This window comes from uncultured Chitinibacter sp., assembly GCF_945957625.1.
Lineage (GTDB): Bacteria > Pseudomonadota > Gammaproteobacteria > Burkholderiales > Chitinibacteraceae > Chitinibacter > Chitinibacter tainanensis.
The window spans coordinates 152486-178648 of record NZ_CAMFLP010000001.1 but is presented as its reverse complement, the minus strand read 5'-3'; the positions used below and the strand labels follow the sequence as shown (position 1 = coordinate 178648).

The 26163-nt window shown below is 55.8% G+C and carries 25 protein-coding genes; 11 read left to right on the top strand and 14 right to left on the bottom strand.

The genetic code is table 11. The features are described 5' to 3' along the window. Positions 1–5 precede the first annotated feature (5 nt). Positions 6–353 (top strand): hypothetical protein, encoded by a 348-nt coding sequence (locus QV747_RS00845; RefSeq protein WP_273428371.1) that lies wholly within the window; start codon positions 6–8, stop codon positions 351–353. Here QV747_RS00845 and QV747_RS00840 read toward each other — a convergent pair. The 9 genes from QV747_RS00840 to QV747_RS00800 form a co-directional block, all read right to left on the bottom strand. Beyond that, positions 350–1933, bottom strand: coding sequence for an HD domain-containing phosphohydrolase (locus QV747_RS00840; protein WP_273428374.1), 1584 nt, complete (start codon positions 1931–1933; stop codon positions 350–352). The two genes, QV747_RS00845 and QV747_RS00840, sit on opposite strands and share 4 nt — an antisense overlap. Before the next feature lie 10 nt (positions 1934–1943). Continuing rightward, positions 1944–4280, bottom strand: coding sequence for a GspE/PulE family protein (locus tag QV747_RS00835; RefSeq protein ID WP_273428377.1), 2337 nt, complete (start codon positions 4278–4280; stop codon positions 1944–1946). Between the two features lie 28 nt (positions 4281–4308). Beyond that, on the bottom strand, positions 4309–5079 hold the full coding sequence (locus QV747_RS00830) for a 3',5'-cyclic-nucleotide phosphodiesterase (protein WP_273428379.1): 771 nt from the start codon (positions 5077–5079) through the stop codon (positions 4309–4311). 3 nt (positions 5080–5082) lie between these two features. Then, a complete protein-coding gene (locus QV747_RS00825) occupies positions 5083–5757 on the bottom strand; it encodes an FHA domain-containing protein (RefSeq protein ID WP_273428381.1) in 675 nt (224 codons plus the stop codon). Positions 5758–5768: 11 nt separating this feature from the next. Next, positions 5769–6614 (bottom strand): Stp1/IreP family PP2C-type Ser/Thr phosphatase, encoded by an 846-nt coding sequence (locus tag QV747_RS00820; RefSeq protein ID WP_273428384.1) that lies wholly within the window; start codon positions 6612–6614, stop codon positions 5769–5771. Next, entirely contained in the window at positions 6589–9117 is a 2529-nt protein-coding gene (locus QV747_RS00815) for a CHASE2 domain-containing serine/threonine-protein kinase (RefSeq protein WP_273428388.1), read from the bottom strand. Before QV747_RS00815 ends, QV747_RS00820 begins: the two co-directional genes overlap by 26 nt. A gap of 107 nt (positions 9118–9224) precedes the next feature. Beyond that, entirely contained in the window at positions 9225–9932 is a 708-nt protein-coding gene (gene mtgA / locus QV747_RS00810) for a monofunctional biosynthetic peptidoglycan transglycosylase (RefSeq protein ID WP_373317261.1), read from the bottom strand. A 57-nt stretch (positions 9933–9989) separates the two neighbouring features. Beyond that, positions 9990–10829 carry a shikimate dehydrogenase gene (gene aroE / locus QV747_RS00805; RefSeq protein ID WP_273428391.1) on the bottom strand — a complete coding sequence of 280 codons (840 nt, stop codon included), beginning with the start codon at positions 10827–10829 and terminating at the stop codon, positions 9990–9992. Between the two features lie 108 nt (positions 10830–10937). Beyond that, positions 10938–11390 carry a rhodanese-like domain-containing protein gene (locus QV747_RS00800; RefSeq protein ID WP_273428393.1) on the bottom strand — a complete coding sequence of 151 codons (453 nt, stop codon included), beginning with the start codon at positions 11388–11390 and terminating at the stop codon, positions 10938–10940. Between the two features lie 285 nt (positions 11391–11675). Between QV747_RS00800 and glnA the strand changes: the two genes are divergently transcribed. From glnA to ntrC, 7 genes are all read left to right on the top strand, one after another. Further along, positions 11676–13085, top strand: a complete 1410-nt coding sequence (glnA, locus tag QV747_RS00795; protein WP_028448753.1) for a type I glutamate--ammonia ligase — start codon at positions 11676–11678, stop codon at positions 13083–13085. 200 nt (positions 13086–13285) lie between these two features. Further along, entirely contained in the window at positions 13286–14779 is a 1494-nt protein-coding gene (locus QV747_RS00790; protein WP_273428397.1) for a diguanylate cyclase, read from the top strand. 52 nt (positions 14780–14831) lie between these two features. After that, positions 14832–15452, top strand: a complete 621-nt coding sequence (locus QV747_RS00785) for an HAD-IA family hydrolase (protein ID WP_028448752.1) — start codon at positions 14832–14834, stop codon at positions 15450–15452. Next, positions 15449–15739 carry a SelT/SelW/SelH family protein gene (locus QV747_RS00780; RefSeq protein ID WP_028448751.1) on the top strand — a complete coding sequence of 97 codons (291 nt, stop codon included), beginning with the start codon at positions 15449–15451 and terminating at the stop codon, positions 15737–15739. Before QV747_RS00785 ends, QV747_RS00780 begins: the two co-directional genes overlap by 4 nt. Before the next feature lie 30 nt (positions 15740–15769). After that, positions 15770–16264, top strand: coding sequence for a DUF4124 domain-containing protein (locus tag QV747_RS00775; RefSeq protein ID WP_273428403.1), 495 nt, complete (start codon positions 15770–15772; stop codon positions 16262–16264). A 130-nt stretch (positions 16265–16394) separates the two neighbouring features. After that, complete coding sequence (gene glnL / locus QV747_RS00770; RefSeq protein ID WP_028448749.1) at positions 16395–17444, top strand: nitrogen regulation protein NR(II); 1050 nt, start codon at positions 16395–16397, stop codon at positions 17442–17444. 3 nt (positions 17445–17447) lie between these two features. After that, the gene (gene ntrC, locus QV747_RS00765) at positions 17448–18845 is read left to right on the top strand and encodes a nitrogen regulation protein NR(I) (RefSeq protein ID WP_047395447.1); all 1398 of its coding nucleotides are present in this window, start codon (positions 17448–17450) and stop codon (positions 18843–18845) included. Between the two features lie 113 nt (positions 18846–18958). On the opposite strand, the gene QV747_RS00760 is transcribed toward ntrC, so the two are convergent. From QV747_RS00760 to QV747_RS00745, 4 genes are all read right to left on the bottom strand, one after another. Next, on the bottom strand, positions 18959–19258 hold the full coding sequence (locus tag QV747_RS00760) for an STAS domain-containing protein (RefSeq protein WP_028448747.1): 300 nt from the start codon (positions 19256–19258) through the stop codon (positions 18959–18961). 107 nt (positions 19259–19365) lie between these two features. Then, on the bottom strand, positions 19366–20142 hold the full coding sequence (locus tag QV747_RS00755) for a ferredoxin--NADP reductase (protein WP_028448746.1): 777 nt from the start codon (positions 20140–20142) through the stop codon (positions 19366–19368). A gap of 4 nt (positions 20143–20146) precedes the next feature. Further along, positions 20147–21085 carry an electron transfer flavoprotein subunit alpha/FixB family protein gene (locus tag QV747_RS00750; protein WP_273428408.1) on the bottom strand — a complete coding sequence of 313 codons (939 nt, stop codon included), beginning with the start codon at positions 21083–21085 and terminating at the stop codon, positions 20147–20149. Next, the gene (locus QV747_RS00745) at positions 21082–21831 is read right to left on the bottom strand and encodes an electron transfer flavoprotein subunit beta/FixA family protein (RefSeq protein WP_273428410.1); all 750 of its coding nucleotides are present in this window, start codon (positions 21829–21831) and stop codon (positions 21082–21084) included. The genes QV747_RS00750 and QV747_RS00745 overlap by 4 nt, the downstream gene beginning before the upstream one ends. Positions 21832–21975: 144 nt before the next feature. Here QV747_RS00745 and QV747_RS00740 point away from each other — a divergent pair, with 144 nt between their 5' ends. Next, positions 21976–23616: an electron transfer flavoprotein-ubiquinone oxidoreductase gene (locus QV747_RS00740; protein WP_273428413.1), complete on the top strand. Its 1641-nt coding sequence runs from the start codon at positions 21976–21978 to the stop codon at positions 23614–23616. Between the two features lie 149 nt (positions 23617–23765). Here the strand turns inward: QV747_RS00740 and asd are convergent, their stop codons facing one another. Continuing rightward, on the bottom strand, positions 23766–24872 hold the full coding sequence (asd, locus tag QV747_RS00735; RefSeq protein WP_028448742.1) for an aspartate-semialdehyde dehydrogenase: 1107 nt from the start codon (positions 24870–24872) through the stop codon (positions 23766–23768). A 295-nt stretch (positions 24873–25167) separates the two neighbouring features. Between asd and QV747_RS00730 the strand changes: the two genes are divergently transcribed. Beyond that, the gene (locus QV747_RS00730; RefSeq protein WP_028448741.1) at positions 25168–25530 is read left to right on the top strand and encodes a hypothetical protein; all 363 of its coding nucleotides are present in this window, start codon (positions 25168–25170) and stop codon (positions 25528–25530) included. Further along, positions 25530–25982 carry a D-aminoacyl-tRNA deacylase gene (gene dtd / locus QV747_RS00725; protein WP_273428419.1) on the top strand — a complete coding sequence of 151 codons (453 nt, stop codon included), beginning with the start codon at positions 25530–25532 and terminating at the stop codon, positions 25980–25982. Before QV747_RS00730 ends, dtd begins: the two co-directional genes overlap by 1 nt. Positions 25983–26163 lie beyond the last annotated feature (181 nt).

Sequence of the window (26163 nt, the reverse complement as noted above, 5' to 3'; positions counted from 1 at the left end):
GCCCGATGTCACCCGAAATAAAATGGTGGTTTTTGCATGGCCTCTTGCCCACGCTGGTGGTGCTCTCTTTTGTCGGCACGATTGCTTATATGTTTGCCGCAGCCGTGGTACATGGCTATCTGAAAGAGCATTATCACGATGCCTTGCCGCAGCGGGTGGATGTGTTCATGTCTGATTACGAAGCGGCCGGTGGCTTTATCGCTGGCACGTGGTATGCCTATCGCACTGGTGCTTACAAGCGCATCGAAAGTCGCTTCTGGCGCAGTTTTTTTATCGGCACGCAAATGCTGGGCGGCATCAGCCTTCTGAGTGTCGTGGCTTTGTGCGCGAGCTTTCTATTCTGGCCACGTTAATCCCGTGCCAGCTGGGCCAGCAGCGCCTCAACGTTGACTTCATCACACTGCGCCGCGGTGAGAAACTTCGCTGCATAATCCTGCCATACGCGGCTAAGCAAAAAGATTTTCAGTAGCTCGGCATCCACATGCTGCTCCAGCGCCATGCGCGTCAGGATCTGCAAAGCGGTTGAGAGCTTCATTCCCTCTTTATACGGCCGATCGCGCGCGGTAAGTGCCTCAAACACATCGGCAATCCCCATAATGCGCGCCTGCACACTCATTTGTTCACGTTTGAGTCCTTTGGGGTAGCCGCGCCCATCCATCCGCTCATGGTGGCCGCCGGCGTATTCGGGCACATTTTGCAGATGCGCGGGCCACGGCAACGATTCCAGCATCTGGATCGTGACTTCGATATGCCGATTGATGATGTCGCGCTCAGCTGCGGTCAGCGTTCCTTTGCGAATGGCGAGGTTTTCCAGCTCATCCGGACTTAAAAATGGCTGTGCGGCCTGGCCGTGCGGCGTCCAGCTGCGTGCGGCGATCTGCTGCAGCCGCGCCAGATCAGCCTCGGCCATGGCTTCGCCACCATGATTGATCGTGCGCAAAAACTCGCGCTCGCTGAGCAAAGTGGCCTGCTCAGCACTGAACTGCGCCGGTGACAGATCGCCGCGCAAATAGCTAATTTCCAGATCGCGCAGCAACACCTCAAACCGGGTATCGAGCAAGGCAATACGATCAAAGATCGTTTGCAGCTTGGTGGCTTTATCCACCACATGCACCGGCGTGGTGATCTTGCCGCAGTCATGTAATAGCCCGGCAATTTTCAGCTCATAGCGATCATGTTCATTCAGCCGAAATTCGGCCAGCTCGCCTTCGCCATAGGCACTTACCGCCTCGGCCAGCATCATGGTGAGCTCGGGCACACGCTGACAGTGCCCGCCGGTGTAGGGCGATTTATCATCAATCGCCAAGTTGATCAGCTTGATAAACGATTCAAACAGCTCTTGCAAAGACAGCACCAAGCGCCGGTTGGTCAGCGCAATCGCCGCTTGCGAAGCCAGCGATTCCACCAGCTGCTGATCCTGGCTGGTAAAGGCCTCAATCTGATGTTGCTCGCTAATCGCGTTGATGAGCTGCAATACCCCGATCACCCGCCCCTCGTGGTCACGCATCGGCACGGCCAGAAATGACTTAGAGTGATAGCCCGAATGCTGATCAAAGCGCCGAGTACCGGAAAAATCATACTGCGCATCGGCATAGGCATCGGCAATATTGATGGTGCAGTTTTGGTTCACCGCACAAGCCACCACATTGGCCAGATTCGGCCGGCCATCGGCCAGCTGCAGTGGCACCGGCGGCAATTTGATTGGCACGCCACTAGTGCCACCTTGGGCAAGCCCCAGGCTGGTATTGAGCAGAATTTTGAAATGCAGGGCTTTGTCTTTCACCAGATAAAGAGTGCCGGCATCGGCGCGTACCAGATCCGTGGCGGCCACCAGAATGCTCTCAATCAGGCGCTCGACCTGCGTTTCGGCCGACAGTGCAGCACCAATCGCATTGAGCTTGGCCAGACGCAGATTGAATTCGGCTTCGGTCATCCCCGCATTCCTATTTGATACAAACCTTACGTATTTGCGCCAAGTCGGTATGGCCTTGCAGCACTTTTTCGATGCCATCCTGTTTCAGTGTGCGCATACCTTGCGCCAGCGCACAGGCCAATAATTCCGCCACGCGCGCGCGGGTCTGGATCAGCTGTTTGGCCTGATCCGAGCCCACCAGCAATTCATGGAGGCCAATCCGCCCGGCGTAGCCGCTATCGTGACAGTGACTACACCCCACCGGGCGATACAGCTTAAATTCCCCACTAACCGCAAATTGCTGCTGCCATTCGGCGCGCAGCTGCTGCTTGCAACCAGGGGTATCAGCCTGCCAAGCAGGCGTAGCAAGGAGTTCATCGCTATACTCTGCCAGCAATTGCTCAATCTCAGCCTCAGTGGGCTGATAGGCTTGTTTGCAATGCGGGCATAAGCGCCGCGCTAGGCGCTGCGCCAAAATACCCAGCAAGGCATCGGCAAAATTAAACGGATCCATGCCCATATCCAGCAGGCGGATCACCGATTCGGGCGCGCTATTGGTGTGCAAAGTAGCCAATACCAAATGCCCGGTGAGCGAAGCCTCAATCCCCACGCCCGCGGTTTCGGCATCGCGCATTTCCCCCACCATAATCACATCGGGGTCGGCCCGTAAAAATGAGCGCATCACCTGTGCGAAAGTCAGCCCGGCTTTGACATTAACCTGCACTTGCCGTAACCCGGCCTGGGTGATTTCAACCGGGTCTTCGGCGGTCCAGATTTTGGTTTCGGGTGTATTCAGGTATTTGAGCACCGAATGCAGGGTGGTGGTTTTACCCGAGCCAGTGGGGCCGCACACAAAAAACAGTCCATAGGGCTTATCGACCACCGCTTTAAGCTGCAGCAGATTGCGACTAGATAGCGCCAGCTTTTCCAGCGGCAAAGGCTCGCCCGCGGCTAAAATCCGCAAGACAACATCTTCCAAGCCGCCCGCGGTGGGCACTGTCGCCACCCGCAGCTCAATATCCAGCTCAGGCACATATTTTTTGAATTTGATCTTGCCATCTTGCGGCTTGCGCCGCTCGCTGATGTCCAGATCGCACATGATTTTTAGCCGGGTCACCAGAGGATTGCGATACGCGGCGGGGATTTCTCGGTACAACACTAGCTGGCCATCACGGCGAAAACGCACCCGGGTTTTGGCCTGCCCCGGATAGGGCTCGATATGAATATCCGAGGCTTTTTGCTGATAAGCATCGACGATAATCTGATTCACCAGCCGCACTACTTCATTGTCTTGCGCGGCACTCATTTCATCGGCCGCGGTAGGAATGCTCTCTTCCTCTACCGCCATATCACTGAGCAGAGCATCAATATTGCCGCCCTGCCACTGGCCGAAAAATTGCTCCAGCGTTTGGGCAAACTCAAGGCGGGTAGTAACCCGCAGCTGCACTTTGTTGCCATACAGGGCCAAGGCTGGGCCGCTGCGAACACGTTCGGGATCGGTACAGAGAATCAGCACCAAGCCATCAGCCTCATCCAGTGGCAACCATTGTTGTTCAGCCAGATACTCGCGCTTGAGGTTTTTTAAGAGATTGAGTGGCTTGAGGCGATCGGCGCGAAATGGCTCATAGGGCTGGGCATAAAATAGCGCCAGCGATGCCCCGATTTGTGCCGCGGTGATACCGTAGCCCGTCAGCATCACTTGCTCGATATCCTGCTGTTTTTTCTGAGCTTCGCGCTGCGCCACTTGCCACGCCGCGGGCGAAAGTGCGCCACTGGCCAATAACTGATGGTATTTATGCTGTGGCACAAAGGGATAAGCCGAGCCCTGCCGCTGCCGAAAAGCCACCGCCAACGTTTTGGCCAGTAGATCAATCCCCTCCAGCATGGGCTCGGCAAACGGTTGCCCACTGCGGCTATTGATCAACTGAATCACACCCTGCAAGACCCCGTCTTCGGCCTGCATAATTGGCACCACCAGCATCTGGCGGGTGTGAAAACCAGTTTTCTGGTCGACTTGCTGCAAAAACTGCAAGCTAGGCGAATGGGCTTTTAGCTCGGCTTCGTCATACACATCGCGCAGATTAAGCTGTTGTTTATGATTGGCCACAAAGCCGGCAATGCTGCGATCATTAATGGGAATGCGCAGCTCACGTACCCCTTCCAGCCCGGTTTTTACTTTGGCCAGTAGCTCGCGCCCATCCGCCGTCGTGACATACAGAGTCATGCGCTCGCATTGAAAAACCGCACAAATCGGGTTGGCGATTTCGGTCAGCAGCTCATCGAGATGGCTGGTGGCATGGATCTGTGTGGTGAGTTGCTGCAGAGCCTGCAGAAAATCGAGGGTATTGCGGTCTGCCGGATGGGTCATCGTGCGACTCGCTAGCCAAAAAAGAAAATCAGAACCGGATGGTTTCGCCCTGCACTAAACCACGAATCGGGTGTTCGTGATCGAGCGCCAGCACTTCCTGCAAAGTAAGCTCACTCTCGCCGGGCTTGAGATGCGTGATCAAGACTTCTGCCCCGCCCCGCCAATGCTGCAGTTGCTCCGCCAGCGTGGATGGGCAAAGGTGCTTGGCCGCGGCAGCCAGTGCATGTTCTTTGTTAGAAAATGCAGTCTCGATTATCAAGGCTTTCAGCGGATCGATTTGATTGACGGCAGCCCAGAACGCCTCACTGGCCACGGTATCCCCACTGAACACCAGCGAGGACTCAGCCGATTCCAGCTGAAACGCCACCGCCGGAATGGTATGCAAGGCCGGTAAAGGCGTAACGGTTACAGCTCCAATGGTACGGCGCTCGCCAAGTTCATGCGCTACAAACACCAGACTGGGGTTTTCAGCTGAGGGGATTTGCGAGAAATCCGGCCAGATCAGCCAGTTGAAAATATGGGTTTTGAGTAGCTCAATGGTCACCGCGGTAGCATGCACATACACCGGCGTAGTGCGCATGCCGACGATGGCATCTAGCAACAGCGGCAAGCAGGCAATGTGATCAAGATGCGCATGCGTCACAAACACATGATCAACCGCCTGTAGCTGGGCAAGCGATAAATCGCCCACGCCAGTGCCTGCATCAATCAGGATATGCTGGTTGAGCAAAAACGAGGTGGTGCGATTTTGGCCGCCGATACCCCCGCTGCAGCCCAAAATGGTTAGCTGACAGCTCATCGCTCAACGAAAGAAAAAAGCCATGCGTACGCCCAAGATCTCGATCAGATCTTCTTCGGCGAGCAAATGGGGTTTATCAGAGATTTCGCGCGAATTGACCATCGGGCGCTGATCACCCTCGACATGCGCGATGTAGTAGCCATTGTCACGTTTGCGAAACGCCACGACCTGCACGCCCGCTTTGCCCAGCGTCGTCAAGGGTTTATTAAGCAGTAACTCTTTGCCTGCGTTTTGGCCGGTTAGAATGCGGATAACGGCTTCTGGCCCCGCTTCCGTCTCTGTAGCAACAGCCGCAGGCTTGGTACTGGCAGCTGGTGAAGGCGCCACCACGGGGCTCGCTTGCATCACCATGGTTTTTTCAAATTCGGCTTGTTTGGCTGCCGCGGCCGGCTCACGCCAGAAAGTGATTTTGTAGCGCCCAATGGCGATCTCATCACCATTTTTGAGCGGATGGCGACGGGTAATGGCCTCGCCATTGAGCAAAGTACCATTGGTGCTATTCAGATCATCAATGAAATACAGCTGCCCGACGACTTCCACCGCGGCGTGATCACCTGAAACGGCAAGGTTATCAATCTGGATATCATTATGCGGCCGCCGACCAATGGTCGTGCGTGAACGGGTCAGGCGAAATTCCTTAACCAGATTGCCATCGAGGCTTAGCAATAGTTTTGCCATGTGCGCCTATCCTATCCACTCTTGCCGTTGCTGCCCAACCAGCCGGTAAATTTATTCCAAATGCCGCTTTCTACCGCGAACGCTTGATTTATTTTGACCAACACCACCGAAACATTGTCGCGACCGCCCTCGGCGTTGGCCTGTTCGATCAGGGTATCAGTTGCCTGTGACAAATTGTCAGCGTAAATACTGATCAACTGCTCAATAGCGGCATCTTCGAGCATATCGCTTAAGCCATCCGAGCAAAAGAGATACACGTCACCGGGCTCCACCGCATACTCGTGCAATTCGGTATGCACGGCGGGATTAATCCCCACCGCCCGAGTCACCAGATTTTTATAGGGCGCAAAACGGGCTTCCTCGACGCTAACTAGGCCGGCGTCGATCTGCTCCTGCAAAAATGAATGGTCTTTGGTCAATTGTTCGAGCTTTGTATCACGGAGCCGATAGGCCCGTGAATCGCCCACATGGGCAATTGCCAAACAGTTATTGTAGAAAAGCGCACTCACCAGGGTTGTCCCCATCCCGGCACATTGGGCGTGTTCCTGGGAGGTCTGGTAAATCAGGCTATTGGCCCGATCGATCGCCAGCATCAACATTTCGTGTGCTACTGGCCACAGGCTACCGGCAGTTTTAACATGAGCAGGTGTCGCAGCCATCTGGGCCCGCATCATTTCTGCGACCACTTGCGTCGCAATTCCACTGGCGACTTCACCGGCGTTATAGCCGCCCATACCATCAGCCAAGACAACGAGGCCCAGATCGGGTTCGAACAGAATGGCGTCTTCATTATGATCCCGCACGCGACCGGTATCGGTCTTGCCGCTCATTTCAAGCGCGGCCGTCAGACTTTGCATTCGCCGCTCCTTTGATGGCGTTTTCCAGTTTGATTAACACGGCGGCCATTTTGGCGCCGGTTTGAAAGCGGGCGTTCACGTCCTTCTCCAAGGCCTTAAGGATGATCTTTACCACCACCTCGGGCAATTTAGGGTTGTACTGCCGCGGATCGGTCGGCGGCTGCTGGGTGATTCGATACATTAACTCAGCCATCGAATCACCGGTAAATGGTAAGTAGCCGGTCAGCAATTGATACAACATCACGCCCAGCGAAAATAAATCCGAGCGGCCATCAATATGCTGGCCAGCCAGTTGCTCCGGCGACATAAATGATGGCGTTCCCAGCACCATACCGGTTTTGGTTTTGGATGAATCGGTAATCCGGGCGATGCCAAAGTCGGTTACCTTCACCACTTTATTGCGCCGGTCATACATTACATTGGCGGGTTTGATATCACGATGCACCACCCCCTGCGCATGGGCGTAATCCAGCGCTTGGGCCACCTGCCGCACAATCGTTACCGCTTCCAGCACCGGCAAAAGATGCCCGGTACGCGCATAAGGGGTGAGATCTTCGCCATGCAAAAACTCCATCGCGATATAGGCGAGATCATGCGCTTCGCCAGCATCGAAGATCGTCACGATATTGGGGTGATTTAAGCGGCCCGCAGTCTCGGCTTCGCGGAAAAACCGTTGCCGGGCTTCATCGAGCATATCGGCTTCAAATTCTTGCGACAGTGCCATGGTTTTGATGGCCACAACCCGGGCGATTTTCGGGTCTTTGCCTTGATACACCACACCCATCGCGCCTTTGCCCAGCTCTTTTTCCAGCTCGTAACGCCCCAGCATCGGCTTGGCCACTTCACCACCCAGCATAATCTGGGTGCCACCAGCCTGCCCGGCACCCAGCAATACAGTCTCAGACATCTGCTTGGCCACTTTCATTTTCTCGGCCAGATCGCGAAAGCCAGGGTCATACTCATGCAGCAGCCGGTAAATGCTTTCAGCCTTGTTAAATTGCCGCTGCCGTTCAAAATCAAGCGCTAAGTTGTACATTACCTCGAGCATGCCCGCATCTAGCGGCACGCGGCGCAGCTTATCGTAGGCCATATCCAGCTGACCCTGGTTTTGCAGCGCCAGCCCCAACATCCGGTTGGATTCAGCCGATTCGGCACTGGATTTTTCTTCTTTGGCTTCGGTAAGTAAAAAGCGCTTGGTGGTCAGCGCCAAATGCCCTAGCAGCAGTAGGCACAAGGGCGCCATCAATGGCAACCACAGCATACCCCAGCGCAGCAGCACGTATTCCGTCAATAACAGCACGAGCACCAAGCCCGAGGTAGTCAGCGCCCCCGCGCGGGCTTTCAGCCGCGGCAATAGCAGCACCAGATACACCGCCACCAGCCCTACCATGGCCATACTGAGATAGCCGGCCCAAGCTGGAACACGATACAGATGCTGCTCCAGCAAAGCGGAGAGGACCTGCCCAGTCATTTCCACCGGCGAGGTCGTTGCCGTCACCGGAGTGCTGACGGTGTCGCCGATTCCCGCTGCAGTAACCCCAATCAGAACGATTTTGCCCTGATATTTACTGGCCGGAATTTTCTCTGCCAGCACGTCATAAAACGAGTCAACCGCCAACGCGGGCGTTGTGCCACGCTCGGCATAAAAATGCGGGTAAATCTGCCCTTCCTGGCTGGTACTGATGCGCTGTGTGCCAATGCGCAGTGCCTGCCCGAATTCCAGCTGCATATCTCGTAGCGCCACATGTTGGCTGGCGGCCAGCACCTGACTAAAAAAGCTCGGATAAATCGCGTCGTAATACAGTACGGCCAGCGGCACCGCCCGCAGCACCCCATCGGTATCAAGATCAAATACCAGTGGTGCTACCTGCCGCGCCGCTACCCCAATCTGGCCCACGGGCAAGACGGGCTCAATCACCGAACGTGGCTGACCATGGCCAATCTCGCCGCTCGCCTCGATTTCATTGCGGGCAAAAAAATCGGGGAGCTCGGCCGCCGGATTACCGGCGCGGCTACCAAAACTAAAGAACATGGGCAGCGTGACATTGCCGGCTTTAGTCAGCGCAGTGGCCAGTACACCATCGGCATTCAGTTGCCCCACCATCTGTCCCAACTGCGTGGCGAATTCTGCCGGATAGGCGGCGGGGTTTTCCTGCACTTGCTGCTGCAGTTCTTGCAAAAACCGCAGCCCGCGTTCGGTTTGCGGCTCGGTAAAAAAGACGGTAGACACAATCTGCTCGGCGCCGCCCGCCTGCAGTTTTTCGATCAGACGAGCGTGAATATCCCGCGACCACGGCCAACGGCCCAGATTATCTAGGCTAGTTTGGTCGATACCGATAATGGCAATGCGTGCAGAGGGCGTGCGCTCGATCCAGCGCAGGCTTTGGTCGTAGGCCTTGCTTTCTAGCTCGCGCACCAGCGGCGTGGCCTGCCATAGCATGACAAACAGCACCACCACAGCCAGGGCCACCGCCCAATCGCTCCGCCACCGCAGTCGTTTCATTGGCCCACTTCCCATCTCCGAACATGACCGGCGGCCATGCTAGCATTGATTATGGTTTTCCCGTACAACAGCCCTCACATCACCCAAGCCAAGACCGCCAACCAAGCTTAGGGGATATCGGCGTACGCCATCCGGCGCTGGATAATCGCGGTTTTTCGTAACAAGCGCCGATCGCTGCGGTTTTTGTCGTAATAGCGCGGGTTGGTCACCATCGAGGCCAATTTGGCCGCCTGCCCCGCACCAAGGCGCTTGGCACTGGTTTTATAGTAGTGCCGCGCCGCCGCTTCAGCACCAAATACCCCATCACCCCACTCGATCACATTCAGATACACCTCAAAGATCCGCTGTTTATCCCAGCAGGCTTCGATCATCACGGTGAGAATGGCTTCCTGCACTTTGCGTAAGGGGTTGCGGCTAGAGGAAAGAAACAGATTTTTAGCCAGCTGCTGGCTAATGGTTGACCCGCCCGCCACGATGCGGCCTTTTTGCAGGTTTTTTTCCCACGCGGCCTGCATGCCTTCCCAATCAAACCCTTCATGATTGAGAAATTTCGCGTCTTCGGCCGCCACCAACGCGCGCTTTAGGTTTGGGGAAATCTGCGCATAATCGACCCAGGTAAATTGGAGCTCGGCAGCGGGGTCTTGCGCTTGTAGACGTTCCAGCTGCTCGGCCATAAAGGCGGTCTGGCCGGGGTTAATCCAGCGCCAGGCCACAATCTGCGCCAGCATCCAGGCATTCCACAGTAGCAACAACAGCAGCAGACAGGCTACCGCCCGCCCCAGCCAGCCCATCACACTCACTTTCCCTTTGGCCATACTTCCCTACAGTATTCTTCTACAGATCACTCAATATAAAACTTATAGCCATATACCCTAGGCCAGCTGCCGCAGCTGCGCCAGCACAGGGGTGACATCCGGGCGCAAGCCGGTCCAAAGGGCAAAGGCCTCTGCTGCCTGCCCCACCAGCATACCCAAGCCGTCCACTCGTTGCGCCACGCCGGCTTCGCGCGCCTGGGCAAGAAAGGGTGTTTCCTCCTTGCCATACATCATGTCGTAAGCCAGTGCATTGGGTGCAAACACCGTAGGTGCAATCGGCAAGCGCTCACCGCCCAGACTGGCGGAAGTGGCATTAATAATCAGATCAAACTCGCCGACCAACTCAGTAAATGTACTGACCGCGATCGCAATCGCGCTGGTGGGCTGAAAATGCGCCTGCAGGGCCTCTGCCTTAGCCAAAGTGCGATTGGCAATCGTAAGCGAATGCGGTTGCTGCTCCAGTAGAGGGAGTATCACGCCACGGGCCGCACCACCAGCGCCCAGCAGCAAGATACGCCGCCCCCGTATGCTGATATGCCGCAAAATATCCGCCACCAAGCCCGCGCCATCGGTGTTGTCCCCCAACCAGCGATTACCACCCAGATACTGCAAGGTATTCACCGCGCCGGCGGCTTTGGCCCGTGGTGTCAGTTCGCTGGCCAGCGCGAAGGCTTCCTCTTTAAACGGCACGGTAACATTCGCCCCCTGCCCCCCTTGCGCTGCAAATTGCTGCAAGCTGGTGGCGAATCCATCCAGTGGTGCCAGCAAGCGGTCATACTCAAAGCTGGCTAGCGCTGGCTCAGCGGAAAACTGGGCGGCAAAAGCCGCATGAATTATCGGCGATTTGGAATGCGCAATCGGATGGCCGATTACCACGTGCGAGGGCAGCTGGGACATGATTTTTCCAGACGGGATGAGGCCCCGCCTCATCCAGATCGATGCAAATTAAATACGAATTGAGTTCAGCGGCATTGGCTGACCGCGCAAAATGCTCGGGGCGCTGTTTCAGCCCTGTTGCCACGGCAAGCCAGCAACTTTCCAGCCATTCACCGTGCCGCGATGGGCAGCAGCATCTTTATCACCCTCAAAACCTTCCAGAATATTCATAGCCGCCGTGTAGCCATGCTGTGCAGCCAAGAGCGCGGCATCGTGCGAACGCGCACCGGAACGGCACAAAAACATCACCACTTGCTCGGGATCGACTTTGGTTTTCAGTTGGGTGAGGAAATTCGGGTTCGCCGCCATGCCGGGGTAGGATTTCCATTCAATCAGCTCGGCATTCGGAACGACACCGACCCATTGCCATTCGGCATGCGTGCGCACGTCGACAATCACCGCCCCGGGCAGGGTTTGTGCCAGCTGCCAGGCCTCTGCCGGGCTTACCGCGCCGGCATAAGGTAAACCCTGGGCAGCCGCTCTAGCTTGGGCCTGTTGCAGAATGTCATTGGCTTGGCTCATCGTCACGTCTCCGTCATCAAGTGCCATGGATTATATTCGCAAACCGTCAAGCACCAACAGCAGCGCCACTCATCAGTGCAAATGCACCATTTCAGTGCAATATTTGCCTGCGCGCACCAAAATAATCAGCACGTGCAAATGTGCGCGGAGCAAAACACTTGTGGCACAATAGCTGGAAGACGTTACTTCGCTTGGCACGGTTTATGCTTACTCATCTGCCGTCCCGTGCGCAAAAACGCACACTACAACTTCACTTGATTCACTGTCCCAACTAGGAGCGACAACATGGCTGTAGCCGACGTTCTCAAGCTTATTAAAGACAACGACATCCGTTTCGTTGATCTGCGCTTCACCGACACTATCGGTAAAGAGCAGCACGTAACCGTTCCTTCGCACGTAGTTGACGAAGAGTGGTTTGAAAACGGTCACGCGTTCGATGGCTCTTCTATCGCCGGCTGGAAAGGCATTCAGGCTTCAGACATGCTGTTGATGCCAGATGCATCAACTGCCAAGATCGATCCTTTCTTCGACGAACCAACCGTGTTCATCACTTGTGACGTACTGGAGCCAGCAACTGGTAAAGGTTACGACCGTGATCCACGCTCTCTGGCCAAACGCGCTGAAGCCTATCTGAAAACTTCAGGTATCGGTGACACTGCATTCTTCGGTCCAGAGCCAGAATTCTTCATCTTTGACAGCATCCGTTGGAACACGGACATGTCAGGTACTTTCGTGAAGATCGGTTCAGACGAAGGCGCTTGGGCAACTGCTGACAAAACTCAAGGCGGCAACCTGGGCCACCGTCCACGCGTTAAAGGCGGCTACTTCCCAGTGCCACCAGTAGACAGCCACCAAGACATCCGTGCCACTATGGTACTGGTTCTGGAAGAGCTGGGCGTACCAGTTGAAGTATTCCACCACGAAGTGGCGAATGCAGGTCAAAACGAGATCGGTACTAAATTCTCGACCCTGACTCAACGTGCGGACTGGACTCAGATCCTGAAATACGTAGTGCACAACGTTGCTCACCAATACGGCAAAACTGCAACCTTCATGCCAAAACCAGTGGTTGGCGACAATGGTTCAGGTATGCACGTTCACCAGTCAATCTGGAAAGACGGCAAAAACCTGTTTGCAGGCAACGGCTACGCAGGCCTGTCTGAAACTGCCCTGTACTACATCGGCGGTATCATCAAGCACGCTAAAGCACTGAACGCGATCACCAACCCAGGTACTAACTCGTACCGTCGTCTGGTTCCGCACTTCGAAGCCCCAGTAAAACTGGCTTACTCTGCGAAAAACCGTTCAGCGTCGATCCGTATCCCTCACGTTTCTAGCGACAAAGGTCGTCGTATCGAAGCGCGCTTCCCAGATCCATTGGCTAACCCATACCTGTGTTTCGCAGCGCTGCTGATGGCCGGTTTGGATGGTATCCAAAACAAGATCCACCCAGGCGATCCAGCAGACAAAAACCTGTATGACCTGCCACCAGAAGAAGACAAACTGATCCCAACCGTTTGCGCTTCTCTGGACGAAGCCCTGGCGGCACTGGATGCAGACCGCGAGTTCCTGACTCGTGGCGGCGTATTCACCGACGAGTGGATCGACGCGTACATCGAACTGAAGATGAACGACGTAAACCGCACTCGCATGAACGTGCATCCAGTTGAATTCGATATGTACTACTCGCTGTAATCAATTTCGGCCGGTGCTTGCACAGGCCGATTGATACACCAACCCGCATTCAGCCTAACTGATGCGGGTTTTTTCTTGTCCGCAGATTTATTGCACGCGCACGTCATAAAAAAACGGCCTTTGGTGGTTTTTTTCCAGACAGTTTCATAATTGGCCACTACAATTCGTCAAAATTATGAAAGCTTGCAGTTATTTATTCCATGCGCATTAAACCCCAACCAGCCCTACTTTTGCTGTGCAGCTATATGCTGGCCGCCTGGCTCAGCATTCGGCTCGGCACCATTCAATCGGCCTATCTGGTCGTGATCTGGCTGGCATCTGGCATTGCAATGATGGGAGCGATTCAGCTGGGCCGCCAAGCCTATCCGGTGATTCTCATTGGTCATGTCTTAATTAACTTCGCGCTGTATCGACAAAGCCAGCAACAATGGTTCACCCTTTTTCCAGCCCTCTTAGTGTCCGGCGGCATTGATGCGCTGCAAGCTTGGCTGGGCAATTATTACTACCGACGTACCCGGCGTTATTTTGGGGCCGAATTTTGGCAAAAAGCCGCTCAATTGCCCCGCATCTGGTATCAAATCTGCGCCATTCCCGTTCTGCTCACCACTCCGCTGCTCGTACTACTGTGGTATGGCATGGGTTTAATCCAGGCCCATAACTGGTCCGAATGGGCAATGATCACCTTCATTCAGGCGCTCAGTAACCTCGCGGGCGTTCTATTGTTGCTGCCACTACTGGAAGATTGGCGCCAACAACGCCTGCAACCGGTCTTGCGCCAAGGTCTGCCGCTGCTTGTCGGCCTGTCGCTTTTGGTAGGTGTAGCCCTCTTTGTCGATCGTCATCTGATGATTCTGAGCTTGCCGGTCATGCTGTACATCGCCATACGCCACCAAATCAGCGGGGTGCATTTGGGCTTGCTGCTAGTTGGGCTGTTATGCGCACTGGGCGGGCATTTTGGCGGCAGTGGATTTATTGGTGACACCCCCACCGAGACCTTCTTGAATCTGCAGCTGTTTATCTTCTCGCTGGCGTTCACTTTTCAGTTTCATGCCCTGATCCAGCAGGAAAAAGCCCAACAAACTGCGAATTTGGAAGCCGAAGTCGCCGCACGCACCAATGCCTTGATGCAGGCTAACAAGCATTTATCAGAGCTAGCCACTACTGATGAGCTCACTCAGGTCTACAATCGCCGCGAATGGCAACGTCGCTGTGCCGAGGCCGTAGTGCGTGCCCGCCGCTACAAACAAGCACTTTCGATTATTTTGCTCGATATTGATCACTTCAAAAAAATCAACGACCTGCATGGCCATTTATTGGGCGATTTGGCGCTTAAGCACTTAAGCCGCTTATGTAGCCAGCATCTGCGCGCCATAGATACCTTTGCCCGCTGGGGGGGCGAAGAATTTGTGATTTTGCTACCCGATACCGAGTTGGAACAAGCCAATCTGGTAGCTGAAAAAATCCGCAGCCTGATTGAGCGCCACCCCTTATTGGTTGATCAGCGCCCGCCCATTCACTTTACCATTAGCCTTGGTGTGACCGCGCTCAGCGTCATGGACCTGACCCTAGATGACCTGCTGGGCCGCGCTGATGAAGCCTTGTATGTGGCCAAGGCCAGTGGGCGCAATCGCGTTATTAATTCAGCCAGTGTCAGCACCAGCTACCTCAGCCCCGGCAGCAGTCATCACCGCTGAATACAGCGCGCGCTAAAATCGCTACAATTCTTTCTTTTGAGCGGAAGCTACGATGTCAGCGATTGTCGTCTTCGATTTTGGCGGGGTGCTGTTTGATTGGAACCCAAGCTATCTGTATGAATCGCTGCTGCCCGATCCAGCCGAGCGCGAGTGGTTTTTGCGCGAAGTGTGTAATCCAGCCTGGAATATTGAGCAAGATCGTGGCCGCACGATTGCCGAAGCCGTAGCACTAAAATCGGCCGAATATCCGGCCTACGCGGCGCAGATCGCCGCATTTTATGCGCGCTGGCCGGAAACTTTGCGCGGCTTATTGCCCGAAGGAATGGCGCTATTTGATGCGCTGCGCGCGGCGGGCTATCCGGTCTTCGGGCTAACCAACTGGTCGGCCGAGACTTTCCCGTATGCGTGGGAACATTATCCCTTCCTGCACACTCTGCCCGACATCGTGGTATCTGGCCGCGAGGGTTTAATTAAGCCGGATCCAGCCATATACCACCTGATGTATCAGCGCATCTTGCGCCATCATCCCGCTGCCAAACCGGCTGATTTGTATTTTATCGATGATTCCGCCGCCAATGCCGCCGGCGCGAGCGCGGTGGGCTGGCATGGCATTCATCACACCAGCGCGGCCAACACCGCGGCCATTTTGCGCGCCGAAGGACTGATATTTTGAGTAAACCCCGCATCACCATTCACTACTGCACCCAATGCAACTGGATGCTGCGCAGCGCGTGGCTGGCGCAGGAACTCCTGAGCACTTTTGCGTTCGAAATAGGTGAAGTTGCACTCCAACCCGGCACGGGCGGGGTTTTTCTGATTCACTGTGATGGGCAGCTAATCTGGGATCGTCAGCTTGATGGTGGTTTCCCGGAAGCCAAGGTGCTAAAACAGCGTGTGCGTGATCACATCGCGCCAGATAAACCATTGGGTCATGCCGACAGACCCGCAGCTTCGTTTTAACGTCCCGCCAGACTGTGATACTTTACCGGCATGCGCAGAATACTGTTTTATCCCTTGCTATGTAGCCTTCTGATCAGCCCAGCCTGGGCCGACATTTACAAATATGTCGATGAGAATGGCAATGTCACATTCACCAACACCCCGGTGAAAGGCGCGGTGCGCATTATGAGCGAACCTGCCCCCCGTCGGGCAGAGAGCAGTGGTGGCGGCAGCAACAACGCCAACCAGCCCCGCGCCAATAAAGTGAATGTGCCATCTCCGGCTAATTTTCCGCGCGTGGATGCCGCCACCCAGAAAAGCCGCGACACCAACCGCCGTCAAATCCTGAACGACGAGCTCACCAGCGAGCAAAATGCACTCGCCATGGCCCGCAAAGCGCTGCAGGAAGCCGAGAGCACCAAATCCGCCGACGAAAAAGCCAACCCCAAACTTTATCTGGATCGCATCGGCCGCCTGCGCGAAACCATCGTGATGCACGAAAAAAATACCGCCGCCCTGCAGGCCGAAATATCACGGATGCGCTAAATGCACACAGGCTAGAAAAAAACGCACCATTTCGGTGCGTTTTTTGTATGCTTAAACCACAAAGTCCCCAAAAATTGTTGGCCTGAGTTTTGCTTTAGGCTGGCAGCACTCTTGGTTGTGGAGCCATACAATGAGCCACCCTGCTTTTGCCGGGCTAGATTTTCTGGATGCCGCCGTGATCGCCACCGATCAGGATGGCCGCATCTGCTATGCCAACCCCACCGCTGTGAGTTTGTTTAACCTGCGCGCGCTGGAATTACCGCACTTGGTGCACTGTTTTGGCGAGCTCAGCCCGATTGTGTCAGCGGCGCAGGCCGCGCTGCAGCAAAATATCTCCATCACCGAGCATGAATTAGTGGTGCCCGGGGTAGAAGGCGATATGTATGTCACGCTCGAAGCCACTCCGATCGAATCACCGGCAGCCAGCCTGCTACTAGAAATCCGCCGTATCGACCAACAGCGCCGGATTGTGAATGAAGAGCGGCTACAAGCCCAGCAGCAAGCCAATCGCGAGCTGATCCGCAATCTGGCCCACGAAATCAAAAACCCATTGGGCGGGATTCGAGGGGCGGCACAACTCCTGGCGCACGAATTGCCCGACCCGCAGCTCAAGGAATACACCCAGGTTATCGTAGATGAAGCCCTGCGCCTGCAAAGCCTGCTGGATCGCCTGCTCACGCCGCATCGGCTACCGCAACTCAAAGAGCTGAATATCCATGAGGTGCTAGAACGCGTGCGCAGTCTGGTGCTGGCTGAAACGCCCAACGGGTTGGCGGTGAAACGCGATTACGATACCAGCCTGCCTTCGCTGATTGCCGACAAAGAACAGCTGATCCAATCAGCGCTGAACATCGTGCGCAATGCCATTCAGGCCATGAGCGGCATTGGTGAAATCCAGTTACGCACCCGGATTGCTCGGCAGGTCACACTCAATCGCCGCCGCTATCCGCTGGCGCTAAAGATCGAAATCACCGACAACGGCCCGGGTATTCCCGAGCATCTCACCGAAACATTGTTTTATCCGCTGGTATCTGGCCGCCCGGGCGGCACCGGTATTGGCCTGCATCTGGCGCACACCTATGTGGCGCAACACCACGGCACCATTGAATTTGACAGCCGCCCCGGGCAAACCACTTTTACCATCTTGCTGCCACTGAATGCGTGGCAAAAACAGGACTAAACCATGAATACAGTCTGGATCATTGATGACGACCGCTCGATCCGCTGGGTATTTGAAAAAGCCCTGTCGCGCGAAAATATTGCTCACGCCACCTTTGCTTCGGCCACCGAAGCATTAAACCGCATGGAATACGAACAGCCGCAAGTCATCATCAGCGATATCCGCATGCCCGGCGAATCGGGGCTGGCCTTGCTGGAAGTGGTGAAACGCGATCGGCCGCAGATTCCGGTGATTATCATGACCGCGCATTCCGATCTGGATAGCGCGGTATCGGCCTTTCAGGGCGGTGCGTTTGAATATCTGCCCAAGCCCTTCGACGTGGATCAGGCCATCGCCCTTATCCGCCGGGCGCTGCAAGAGAGCGAACAGCTGCAAGATCAACCAGAGCCCGCGGCCAGCGTGCCGGAAATGCTGGGCCAGGCGCCAGCCATGCAGGAAGTCTTTCGCGCCATCGGACGGCTCAGCCAATCGGCGGCCACGGTGATGATCACCGGCGAATCGGGCAGTGGGAAAGAGCTGGTGGCCCGCGCCCTGCACCGCCATAGCCCACGCGCCAATAAGCCGTTTGTGGCGATCAATAGCGCGGCTATTCCCAAAGATCTGCTCGAATCCGAACTGTTTGGCCACGAACGCGGCGCTTTTACCGGTGCGGATGCCAAACGGGTTGGGCGTTTCGAACAAGCCGAAGGCGGCACGCTGTTTCTGGATGAAATCGGCGATATGCCGCTGGATTTGCAAACCCGGCTATTGCGGGTGCTCTCGGATGGCTATTTTTATCGCGTGGGTGGCCATCAGCCAATCAAAGCCAATGTGCGCGTGATCGCCGCCACACACCAGCATCTGGAAGAACGCGTAAAAGCCGGCCAGTTTCGCGAAGACCTCTTTCACCGCCTGAATGTCATCCGTCTGCGCCTGCCACCGCTGCGCGAGCGCAGTCAGGATATTCCGCTGCTGGCCAAGCATTTTCTGCAACGCTCGGCCCAAGAGCTGGGGGTAGAAACCAAGCGGCTGGCGGATGCCGCCATGGCCTGGCTCACCAGCTTTGCTTTTCCGGGCAATGTGCGCCAGCTGGAAAACATCTGTCACTGGATTACCGTGATGGCACCTGGCCAAGTGGTTGAAGCCGCTGATTTACCACCCGAACTGCTTGAGCAGCAAGGCCATAGCCTGCCGGTGAGCGGTGATTGGCGGCAGGCGCTCAGCCAAGAGCTCAGTCTGCGCCTCACTCGCGGCGATACCCGGGTGCTGGACGATATCACTCCTGCATTTGAGCGCACGGTGATCGAAGTTGCACTGATACATACCGGGGGTAAACGCATAGAAGCCGCGGAATTACTAGGCTGGGGGCGCAATACCCTTACACGCAAAATCCAAGAGCTGGGAATGGAAGAAAACGCCTAAGCGGCAAGCCGCCCAATCGGGGCCAATAAAAAACCAGCCATGCGGCTGGTTTTTTATTTCTGTTATTTCTGGGCAGATCGGCCCGGCTACATCATGGATGGCCGAATGACGGCTTAGCGAATCTCGAAAATTTTGCCGAAGTTGGCAATATCCAACACCGATTTCACGGTGCCTTTGCAATTAACCAAAGTCACTTTGCGGCCGCTGGCACGCTCATTCAAAAGCAGCAACATGCCCAGGGCGGCCGAATCCATGTAGTCCACCTCGGCGAAATCCAGTTCAATTTCGGTAAGGCCGGCTTGTTCCAGCACACTGGTGGTCGCTTGTTTGAATTCGCGATGCGATTCGAAAGTGAAGTTTCCTTTCATCGCAATCTGGCCACGGCCTTGGTCAAAATTGATCTGTGTTTGCATAACCGGTCTCAAATGCTGAATAGTTTTATCAGCATTAGTCTATTGCAGCGGGCGGGCAGTCGGCAAATTGGATCGGCCGACCTTCCCTTCTGCGCAACAATGGCCAATTATTTCTCGACAAAGGCCCGTTCGATCACGTAATCGCCCGGCTCGCCGATTCGTGGCGACACCACAAAACCCAGCTCATCCAAGAGCTGGCAGGTGTCTTCCAGCATCGCCGGGCTGCCGCACAGCATGGCCCGATCGGTTTGTGGATTAAGCTGTGGCAAGCCTAGATCTGCTGCCAATTTGCCTGAGCGGATCAAATCGGTCAGCCGGCCCTGATTGCGAAATGGCTCGCGGGTCACGGTTGGGTAGTAAATCAGCTTATCGCGCACCATATCGCCAAAATACTCATTATTGGGCAGCTCATGCTCGATGTATTCGGCATAGGCGAGCTCGCTGACTGTGCGCACGCCATGCACCAAAATAATCTTATCAAAGCGCTCGTAAGCTTCCGGATCTTTAATCAGGCTCATAAAGGGCGCCAAGCCCGTACCGGTGCTCAGGTAATACAGATGCTTGCCCGGTTTCAGATCGGACAGCACCAGCGTACCGGTCGGCTTGCGGCTCACCAGCAATTTATCGCCTTCTTGTAAATGCTGCAGGCGCGATGTGAGCGGGCCATTGGGCACTTTAATACTGAAAAACTCGAGGTTTTCTTCGTAATTGGCGCTGGCAATCGAATACGCGCGCACCAGTGGTTTATCGTCGACTTCGAGGCCAATCATTACAAATTGACCGTTTTCAAAGCGCAATGATTCATCGCGGGTGGTGGTGAAACTAAACAGCGTGTCATTCCAATGGCGCACGCTTAAGACGGTTTCATGGGCAAATTTAGACATCAGCTTAACCTTTCAGGGCACTTTGCAGCGCCGGAATCACAGTAAACAGATCGGCGACCAAACCATAGTCGGCCACTTTGAAAATCGGTGCATCCGGGTCGGTATTTACGGCCACGATGATTTTCGCGTCTTTAATCCCGCCCACGTGCTGGGCGGCGCCGGAAACACCAAAGGCGATATACAGCTCAGGCGCAATCACCGTACCGGTCTGGCCCACTTGCCAGTCATTGGGCGCCATGCCGCTATCCACGGCGGCGCGGGTAGCACCGATGGCGGCTCCGAGTTGTTCGGCCAGCGGGGTGAGCGTGGCGTGGAAGGCTTCTTTGCTCCCGAGCGAGCGGCCGCCGGAAATCACGACTTTCGCAGTGGCGAGCTCTGGCCGATCGGAGACAGCCAATTCGCGGCTTACAAAGCGCGCCTTGCCTGCATCGCCCGTGCTAGCCACCGCCACCACTTCGGCAGCACCGCCTTGCAGCTCGGCCGGCGCAAAAGTCGTAGGCCGAATGGTGAGCACCAACTGCCCCGCAGGCGCGGCCACGGTGGCGTTCAGATTACCGGCGTAGATCGGCCGCACAAACTGGCGTGGCGCCAAAATCTGAGTCACTTCCGATACCATCGCCACATCCAGCAACGCCGCCACGCGAGGCAATAGGTTTTTACCAAAGCTGGTCGCCGCGGCGACAATGGTGTGGTAATCGGCGGCCAGCTGGCGCACCAATGGGCTCAGATTTTCGGCGATACCCTGTGCATATTCAGGGGCGTCGGCCACCAGTATCTTGCTCGGGCCTTTGATTTCTTTGGCTTGCAGGGCAATACCCTGGATATTTTCGCCAGCGAGCAATACATGCACCTCACCACCCAACTGCGCCGCCGCGCTAATCGCTGAGCGCGTGGCGGTTTTCAAACCGTTTGCATCAATTTCCGCAATCACTAATACGCTCATGACAGCACCTTTGCTGCGCGCAGCGCAGCCACTAATTCATCAACATTCCCCAACACGCGACCGGCTGGACGAGCGGGTGGTTCATTCACCGCCTCCAGCGTGAGCGCAGGTGCATCGACCGCGCCCAATTCGGCCAGCGGCAGGGTTTCCAGCGGTTTTTTCTTCGCCATCATCAGCGCGGGCAGCTTGATAAAGCGCGGATCGTTCAGGCGCAAATCTGCGCTGATCACAGCCGGCAGATTCAGCTCTAGGGTTTCTTGCCCGCCATCGATTTCACGCACCACAGTGGCCACGCCATCGGCCAGCGTAATCGCCGAGGCAAACGTGGCTTGCGGCCAATCCAGCAGCGCCGCCAGCATTTGCGCAGTTTCGGCCGCATCATCGTCAATGGCCTGTTTGCCGGTCAGCACCAGCTGCGGCGCTTCGCGCGCCACCAGCGCCTTGAGCGCTTTGGCGGTTTGCAGGCTGCCGAGCGTGTGTTCGGTTTCAAGCAGCAAGGCGCGATCGGCGCCCATCGCCAGCGCGTGACGCAATACATCCTGATTGGCGGCGCTCCCGATGGCCACGGCCAACACTTCAGTTGCGAGGCCCGCTTCTTTCAGCCGCACGGCGGCTTCCAGCGCGTTTTCATCAAAAGGATTAATGCTCATTTTGACGCCGGCCGTTTCCACATTGCGGCCATCGGCCGTCGGGCGCACGGTGACTTGATAATCAATCACCCGCTTGATCTGCACCAAGATTTTCATGTTCTATTTCCTGTGAAGGGCCGGATCGGATTAAGCTGCCGGCTGCAAAACTAACTTGGCAACTATTCTAGGCCAGCGGTACAATATCTGTAAATACGATTAAATTTAATTAATATATTGCATTTATAGATATAGGAATTCGTCATGAGCGATCGGGAACAGATGCAGTACGACGTGGTGATTGTCGGTGGCGGCCCGGCCGGGCTGGCCGCAGCGATCCGGCTCAAGCAGTGCAATGCGGCGCTGAATGTCTGTGTGCTGGAAAAAGGCGCACAGCTGGGTGCGCATACACTATCTGGCGCGGTGATCGATCCGGTGGCGCTGGATGAATTGTTGCCCACTTGGCGCACCCAAGCTCCGCAGCTGGCGACCCCGGTTACGCAAGACGAATTTTTGTGGATGGATGAAGATCAGGCCTTTCGCCTGCCGAGCGCCCTACTGCCCAAGCCGCTACACAATGAGGGCTGTTTCATTGTGAAGCTGGGTGAAGTGGTGGCGTGGCTGGGTGAACAAGCCGAAGCGCTAGGGGTGGAAATCTACCCCGGCTTTGCCGCTACCGAAGTGCTGTACGACGCACAGGGTGCCGTGCGCGGGATTGCCACCGGCGATATGGGCATCGCCAAAAACGGCCTGCCCAAGGCCGATTTCACCCGCGGCATTGAAATTGTGGCCGCTTATACCTTGTTTGCCGAAGGCGCACGCGGCTCGCTGGCCGCCGAGCTGGAACAGAAATTTGCCCTGCGCACAGCGGCCGACCCGGCGCATTATGGCCTGGGCGTAAAAGAAGTTTGGCAAATTCCGGCCACGCAGCATCAATTGGGCAAAGTAGTGCATGCGCAAGGCTGGCCGCTGGATAATCAAACCGGCGGCGGCGCGTTTATCTATCATCTGCCCAATCAGCAAGTGGCGATTGGCTATGTAGTGCACCTTAATTATCGCAACCCGTATCTGTCGCCATTTGATGAATTGCAGCGCTTTAAAACACATCCGGCGATTCGCCCGCTGCTGCAAGGCGGCAAACGCATCGCCTATGGCGCGCGGGCGATTAGCGAAGGAGGCTGGCAATCGCTGGGCGAGCTTACCTTTCCGGGCGGCGCCATCCTTGGCTGCAGTGCGGGGCTATTGAATGTGCCGCGCATTAAAGGCACTCACAATGCCATCCGCTCGGCCATGTATGCAGCCGAAGCGGTGAGCGAGGCCATCGCCGCCGGCCGTCAGCATGACACGCTAAACGCCTACCGCGAGCGCCTAGTAGCCTCCCCGGTGATGGCCGAATTGCACGCCGTGCGCAATATCAAACCTGCCCTCACCCGTTTTGGCACCCTGGCCGGAACCCTGTATGCGGGCTGTGAGATGTGGTTGCAACAGCTGGGGCTGAGTGTGCCGTGGACTTTGCACCATCGTCAGCCCGATCATCTTTACCATCTGCCGATGAATGAAGCCACGCCGATTGCTTATCCCAAACCAGATGGCGTGCTGACGTTTAGCAAGCTGGATTCGCTGGCGCTGGCCAATGTTTCGCACGAACACGATCAGCCGGCCCATCTGCGCCTGCGCGATCCCGAGCTGATTACCCCAGTACACCTCCATAACGACAGCCAGGCCGAATGCCATTATTGCCCGGCGGGCGTGTATGAAATTGTGCAGCTCAATGGTCAGCGGCAATATCAGATCAATGCGCAAAACTGCCTGCACTGTAAAACCTGTGATATCAAAGACGCGAAGCAGAATATTCAGTGGACAGCGCCCGAAGGCGGCGGTGGCCCGCTGTATGCGGGGATGTAAGTATCATTAGTATAGGCCTACAGGCCATTTATATTAAAGCCTGTAGCCACATACCCTACGCCAGATCCTATGGCAGCAGTATATAGCAGCCAAGAAAAAAGGGAGCCGCAGCTCCCTTTTTTACGCTCAGCCCCAATGGGGCTCACACCTTATTTCGCCAGCAAAATACGCAGCATGCGACGCAGCGGCTCGGCCGCGCCCCACAGCAGCTGGTCACCGATTACAAAGGCGCTTAGATACTCTGGGCCCATGTTCAGCTTGCGCACACGGCCCACGCCGATGTCGAGCTTGCCGGTGATCGCAGCTGGAGTCAGCTCTTTCACGCTGATTTCGCGATCGTTAGGTACCCATTTCACCCATGGATTGCCTTGCTTGATGATGCTTTCGATCTCGGCCAATGGCAGATCTTTTTTCAGCTTGATGGTCAGTGCCAAGCTGTGGCAACGCATGGCGCCGATACGCACGCACAGGCCATCAACGGGAATCGTGGCGCTAGTGCCGAGGATTTTGTTCACTTCGGCCTGGCCTTTCCACTCTTCTTTGGATTGGCCGTTGTCGAGTTGTTTGTCGATCCACGGAATCAGGCCACCGGCCAGTGGCGCGCCGAAGTATTCGGTTGGCACGTCGGTGCGGATGGTTTCAGCCACTTTTTTGTCGATATCCAGAATCGCTGATGCTGGCGTGGCCAATTCAGCCGCCACCGAGTTGTAAACCACGCCCATACCTTTGAGCAATTCGCGCATGTGGTTAGCACCACCACCCGAAGCGGCTTGGTAAGTCATTGATGACACCCAATCTACCAGCCCGGCTTTAAACAGGCCGCCCATACCCATCAGCATGATCGAGTTGGTACAGTTGCCGCCGATGTAGTTTTTCACGCCTTTGGCCAGTGCCGCCTGAATAACGTCATCATTCACCGGGTCGAGCACGATCACTGCGTCGTCTTCCATACGCAGAGTCGATGCCGCATCAATCCAGTAGCCAGTCCAGCCGCTAGCGCGCAGTTGCGGGAAAATCGCAGTCGTGTAGTCACCGCCCTGGCAAGAGATGATGACATCCATTTTGCTCAGCTCGGCGATGTCGTTCGCGTCTTTCAGCGTGCCCGCATCTTTGCCAAAATTAGGCGCTGCCTGACCGGCTTGCGAGGTAGTGAAAAACACGGGATCGATCAGATCAAAATCTTTTTCTTCCTGCATGCGTTGCATCAGGACCGAACCCACCATACCGCGCCAACCGACTAAACCTACCCGCTTCATGCTTTTTTCCTTGTTGATTACTCGATACAGAGCGCCATCACTCGCCAGCCACAACTTCAGTTGCGCCCAAGTGCCGCGCATGTTGCCAGAGTACGCCATCCTAGCCGCACTCTGCGGGGCAACAAACCATTGATATTAGTGAAATTCCGCATATCTGGCTAGCGCCTTTCGGGTAAGATCGGCCGCAAAATCCGTCAGACCGAAAAAAATATGACGATTCGATGTGAATCGTGTATTTTCTGTCCGAACTTACAAGAAAAGCCAGCATAAGACATAGCCCGTGGAGACCGAGAGCATGAGCACTGCACCGCAAGCCCGGCAATTTACCAACCCGATTTTGGTAGCCGCTGCCCAAAAAGTGGAAACCGAACAACTGCAGATGCTGGCGCTGGATTTGGCCTTTCGCATCGAAATGGCGCTGAACTGTGGCCTAGCCCAGCAAATTGACCAATTTCGTGAAAACAGCGAAGGCATGCCTTTTTTCCTGCGCCACCTGCTGCGCGATTTGCGCGCCCTCGATCAAAAAGACAGCACGCTGTCGGCTCCGCTGAAGCGCCGTCTACGCGTCGCGCTGCAACCACACGATCAAACCGGCTCCTTCAAACGTACCCTGCTGGCTAATGAGCCGGGCCAGTTAAGCTCGCTGGCGGTGCGCTAATGCGCTTGGTCATTCAACGTGTGAGCCAGGCGCAGGTTAGCGTCGCTGGCGAGATCGTCGGCCAGATTGGCCACGGCGCACTGGTGCTGGTGGGGGTCACGCATGACGATGACCACACCGATATTGATTATCTGGTAAATAAACTCGCCAACCTGCGCATTTTTGATGATGAAGCCGGGGTTATGAATCGTTCTTTACTCGACACCGGCGAAGCCGTGCTGGCGGTCAGTCAGTTCACCTTGTATGCCAGCTGCAAAAAGGGCAACCGCCCCAGCTGGAGCGCCGCCGCCCCTGGCGCAATCAGCGAGCCGCTGTTCAATCAGTTTGTCGCCAGCCTGAGCCAAAAACTGGGCCAAGCGATTCCCACCGGCCGTTTTGGGGCCGACATGCAGGTCAGCTTGACCAACGATGGGCCGGTGACCATTCTGCTGGATTCGAAACAGCCCGCCTAAGCCCATTGCGGTAATCCCCTATTTGCCGGCCTGCTGGGCCGGCGTAGAGTAAATTCAAACGCGCCGATTTGACGACAGATTGCAGGGCGCGCAATAAATGTCTGCTAAAGCGTGCTGTTTGCCACGCCTGTCGTGGTTTTTTTGCGCCTATTAATCGACAACTTGCGGGGCGCAAGGCCGT